The 5265-nt window shown below is 45.1% G+C and carries 3 protein-coding genes and 1 pseudogene; 1 reads left to right on the top strand and 3 read right to left on the bottom strand.

Features of this window, described 5'->3' with window-relative positions; all coding sequences use genetic code 11:
- Nucleotides 1–150 precede the first annotated feature (150 nt).
- Both recA and F6K57_RS35925 read right to left on the bottom strand, forming a co-directional pair.
- On the bottom strand, nt 151–1236 hold the full coding sequence (recA, locus tag F6K57_RS35930; protein WP_075900675.1) for a recombinase RecA: 1086 nt from the start codon (nt 1234–1236) through the stop codon (nt 151–153).
- A gap of 257 nt (nt 1237–1493) precedes the next feature.
- A pseudogene (locus F6K57_RS35925) lies at nt 1494–2574 on the bottom strand (RNA-guided endonuclease TnpB family protein).
- Between the two features lie 452 nt (nt 2575–3026).
- On the opposite strand from F6K57_RS35925, the gene xseA reads away from it, so the two are divergent.
- Nucleotides 3027–4262 carry an exodeoxyribonuclease VII large subunit gene (gene xseA, locus F6K57_RS35920; RefSeq protein WP_293072850.1) on the top strand — a complete coding sequence of 412 codons (1236 nt, stop codon included), beginning with the start codon at nt 3027–3029 and terminating at the stop codon, nt 4260–4262.
- A gap of 17 nt (nt 4263–4279) precedes the next feature.
- Here xseA and F6K57_RS35915 read toward each other — a convergent pair.
- Nucleotides 4280–5265: aspartate aminotransferase family protein (locus tag F6K57_RS35915; protein WP_293072847.1), on the bottom strand; the 986-nt coding region annotated here is incomplete at its 5' end.

Raw genomic sequence — 5265 nt, 5'->3', positions numbered from 1 at the left:
TGGGAGGAACCACGGCAGCGCGGGCTGCATCGCTTATTCAAAAGCTGATAGCTGATAGCTGATAACTGATTGCTGATAGCTGATAGCTGATAGCTGATTGCTGATTGCTGATTGCTGATTGCTGATTGCTGATTGCTGATAACTAATAAATTAAGCCTCCTCATCTCCTGCTTCGATGCTATCTCCGTCCTTGCTATCCATAGGAGCCACTGAGTTAGCGGAAACTACTGCTCCCATGTCGAGGGCCTGACGTACTTGCTGCTCAATATTCTCAGCAAACTCGGGATGTTCAACTAAATACTTAACTGTATTATCCCGACCTTGAGCAATATTGTCTCCATTGTGGCTATACCAGGCTCCCTTGCGCAGAATGACTTTGGTTTGTTCTGCTAAATCCACCAGACACCCTAAGCGGGAAATCCCTTGGCCAAAAATAATGTCAAACTCTGCAATGCGGAAAGGAGGGGCAACTTTATTTTTGGCAACTTTGACTTTGGCACGAATCCCATATTCCCCCTCGTTAGATTTTTTCAGGGTTTGAATTCGACGAATATCCAGGCGAACTGAAGCATAGAACTTAAGTGCATTACCACCCGTAGTCACCTCTGGGCTACCATAGGTGATGCCGATTTTTTGTCGTAGCTGATTGAGGAAAATAACAGTACACCCAGACTTACCAATGTTACCAGCAATTTTTCGCAGCGCTTTACTCATCAACCGCGCCTGTAACCCAACTTGGTTGTCACCCATTTCCCCCTCAATTTCTGCACGGGGTACCAAAGCAGCTACGGAGTCAATCACAACGATATCCACTGCCGCAGAACGAACCAGTTGATCCACAATTTCTAGGGCTGATTCCCCTGTGTCAGGTTGAGATACTAAAAGGTTTTCGATGTCAACCCCCAAAGCTGCAGAGTAGGTGGGATCAAGAGCATGTTCTGCATCAACAAACGCTGCAACTCCCCCAGATTTTTGGACTTCTGAGACAGCATGCAACGCTAGGGTTGTCTTACCAGAGCTTTCTGGACCATAAATTTCAATAATGCGACCTTTTGGCAGACCACCCCCCAAGGCTAAATCTAGGGTAATTGCCCCACTCCGAATTGTTTCCACTTTCATGCGGGTGGCATCACCCAAGCGCATGATGGCACCTTTACCAAAACTACGCTCAATTTGTTTTAGTACCAGGTTCAGAGCTTTTTCTTTTTCGGGACTGTTTGTGATTGGGGTAGCCATGGATGCCTCAAAAAATTTACTGTATCGGGACGGGTTTTGTAGTTTTAATTCTCCCCCTAAAGAAACATGGGGGATTGAAAGGGGATGTTGCTCAAGGAATTATAGACTATAATTAATGATCCATTTTAACTGTTTAAGCTCCTTGAGCTGCTATGAGAAACTGATATAACTCGGTAGAAACCGTGTTAAAGTTCCCTTCCTGCTTCCTCCAGATTATCTGGGTTTCATAGGGTGTCGGCACTTCCTATTCCACAGGCTTAAACCGAGAAGCCCTCGGCATAACGTTCTAAATTAAGGCTTGCGTTCAGATCACGATCAGCGGTGTAATCGCAAGCCTCACAATTAAAAACTCGTTCTTTGAGTGGCATTTCTTGAACATGACCACAGCTTGAACAGGTTTTAGTGGATGGATAGAACCTATCCGCAAAAACCAGTTGGCAGCCGTACCACTCCGACTTATATTCGACCTGGCGACGAATTTCATAAAGAGCGGCATCGGCTATAGCACCTGCGTGCTTTGTGGTTTTTCAACAGACCGGAAACATTCAAATTTTCTAACCCAATGACTGCGTGGTTCTTGCAAAGCCAAGAGGTTAATTTATGGATTGCATCTTTCCGGATGTTAGCGATGCGTTGATGAACTTTCGCTAATTTCAGCTGAGTCTTATTTCTGTTGTTAGAACCTATCTGTCTTCTAGATAGTTCTCTTTGAAGTCGGGCTAGTTTATTTTGAGCTTGCTTGTATGCTCTGGGATTATGAAATACAGTCCCATCCGAACAGGTAGCTAAAACTTTAACTCCCACATCAACACCCAGATATTCTCTAGACTTTGGGGTAGATTCCGACTCAAATTCGTAGGCTACAGAGATATACCAAGAATTAGCTACTCGACTGATTGTGACTCGCTTAGTCTGGATTTCGGGTAGAGGTTCATAGGTGCTAACCCATCCAATAAAGGGGAGTTTTAATCGAGTTCCTGAAAACTCCATCACCTTCCCACAGTTATCCAGGGTAAAGCTATCATTTCTACCTTTTTTCTTGAATTTCGGATGTTGAGCCGTACCTTTGAAAAAGCGATTGAATGCTTCTCCTAAGTGCATGAAGACGAATTGATAAACCCTAGAACTTAAGGTAGCTTGCCAGGTATATTGAGGCTTCACATGATTGGTGTAGAACTTTTTAAGCTTGTTAGCGGAAGGTTTTAAACCGGCTTGATAAGCTTCGTTCCATATATTTAAAGCCCAATTCCAAACCCATCTTGAATAGCCGGCGTGTTGAGCCATCAAGGTTTTTTGTCTGTTATTCAGTTTTAATTGGGTCTTGAAGGCTCTTTGCATAAGTCTGGCACACTATTGGTTTAAGCTACTTAGTCCCCGAACTACAGTTAACAACATACTTATAGTATCGCGTTGTACCGCGAATTTTTAACTAAGTTACTCCTCTCTGCAAAACTGCTTGGTTAAGCTGGGTAGGAATGCTGAGGAGGATCAGTACTTGGGTAAAGTATAGTACAAAAGTACTTATTTGTAAAGAAATTATCTGAAAGGAACTAGTGAAATTTTCTGATAGCTTCGCTTTCCGTTCTCCGTAGGAGACGCGGGGCGCGAACGGGCGCGCACCTGTTGCTATGGGTATGAATCTTGGCATGGGCTACCCACTAGGAAATACTTTTGTTCAGGATTTAACTAAAATTGATTATATAGAATCAGCAAAAGCCTTGATCAGTCACTAGGAAACAATCAAGAGCATGATATGAAAAATTATTAATTTATTAACGATTACCGATACAATGAACTCATCTACAATCAATTCCCTATTCTCAGAAGCAATTGTGTCGGTTGCTGGGTTAACCGACTATATCCAAGAGTTGTTAGAGGAAGATAACCAACTCCATAGAGTTTGGGTGATTGGAGAAGTTTCTAGTAGCAACCACCATCCAAAAGGGATGTTTTTTACCCTCCAAGACCCAGATGCCAAGGCTACTATACAGTGTGTAGCCTGGAGGAGCCAGTTAAGCAAGCTGGTGCAGCTACCAGCAGTAGGAGAACAGTTGATTATTTTGGGCAGCCTCCGAGTTTATCCTCAGCGGGGACAGTATCAGCTGAATGTCTGGCAAGCCTTACCGGCGGGTGAGGGGTTGCAAGCCTTGCGCTCACGCCAATTACGCCAACGATTGGAAGCCGAAGGATTATTTGACCCACAACGAAAGCGCCCCCTGCCGATTCATCCTGAAACTATTGCTGTAGTTACCTCTCCCCAAGCGGCTGCTTGGGGAGATATTAAACGTACACTACAGCAACGGTATCCTGGTTTACGAGTCTTGTTTTCACCGGCTCAGGTTCAGGGGGAACTTGCGATCGCATCAATAGTTAACGCTATTGATCGAGTCGAGCGGGATGGCAGAGCCAAACTACTGATATTAGCTCGGGGGGGTGGAGCATCAGAGGATTTAGCTTGTTTCAATGATGAACGGGTGGTGCGAGCAATTGCTCAATGCTCAATACCGGTGATCACCGGTATTGGTCATCAACGGGATGAATCTTTAGCTGACTTAGTAGCTGATCACAGTGCTCACACCCCGACAGCAGCAGCGGAAAAAGCTGTACCAGAACTGATCACCCTTTATGCTGAACATCAACAGCGGCGGACTACCCTTTATCAAGCGGTGACTCAAATCACAGAGGCATCTTGCCATAAACTGCACCATCTACGAACACGATTGCGACACCTAGCTCTAGACCAACAACTACACCAGGAACAAAATGCGATTGAATTCCAGCATCAGCGATTATTGCAAGTGACATCAAAGCGTCTGAGCCAAGGGATCCAGCACTGTCAACTTCTCAAGGAAAAGCTCAATAGCCTTGACCCTCAAAAAGTCCTACAACGAGGCTATGCACTAGTGCGCACCGCAGAGGGAACCATTGCTTCGTCTACAGAGAATTTGGCTCCTGGAGAAGAACTACAAATTCAGTTAGGTGAGGGTCAAGTTAAAGTTAAGATTATCGAGATTGTTGATACTTGACGGTTGAGGGTTGACGGTTAAGCTAAAGCTTGTAAGGCTTGCTCTACAATAAGAGCCGCTTGGTCAACTTCCTCAGCTGAGACAATTAGGGGTGGAACAAAGCGAACTACCTTTGGTCCTGCTGGTACCAACAACAAACCCCGTTCCATCACAGCTTTAACTACATCGATTGAAGTTAGATCAATATTTGATTTCAGTTCAAGCCCATTAATTAAACCCCAGCCTCGCACTTCTTCAATCACTTCGGGATATTTATCAGCGATCGCTGAGAGTCTGGTGCGCAGCTGTTCACCCCGCACCTGAACATTTTGCAAAATATTCTCCTGTTCCAAGGTTTTTCCTACAGATAGGGCAACTGCACAGACAAAGGGATTACCACCAAAGGTGCTAGCGTGCTCTCCCGGTTGGAAGATATCACAGAATTTCTTAGACATCATCGCTCCAATGGGAATGCCACCAGCCAATCCCTTAGCACTGGTGAAGATATCTGGCTCTATTCCCAGATTCTGATAGCCCCAGTATTTACCAGTGCGACCCATACCCACCTGAACTTCATCTAGAATCAGTAGGATGCCAGTTTCATTACAGATCTTTCTAACTTGCTGGAAGTAGTCTAGGTCTCCTGGGCGAACACCCCCTTCTCCCTGCAATGGTTCGAGCATCACTGCTGCTACCCGCCGATTTCCCTCATCAATATCTGCGATCGCATTTTCCAATGCCTGAATATCGTTATAGGGTACGTACTCGAACCCAGGTACCAAAGGGTCAAAGTTTTTTTGGTACTTAGGCTGACCAGTAGCCGTGATTGTTGCTAAGGTTCGCCCATGGAAACTGGCGTTAGCGGTCAAAATCACTGGTTGTTCAATATCGAGCACAGTGTGGCCATATTTCCGTGCCAGTTTGATAGCAGCTTCATTAGCCTCCGCTCCCGAGTTACAGAAAAATACTCGTTCTGCACAAGAATGGTCAATGAGCCACTTCGCTAATGCCCCTTGCTCTGGAA

Source organism: Moorena sp. SIO4A5, from assembly GCF_010672005.1.
In the GTDB taxonomy this organism is placed as follows: domain Bacteria; phylum Cyanobacteriota; class Cyanobacteriia; order Cyanobacteriales; family Coleofasciculaceae; genus Moorena.
This window is presented reverse-complemented; position numbering and strand designations above follow the sequence as displayed.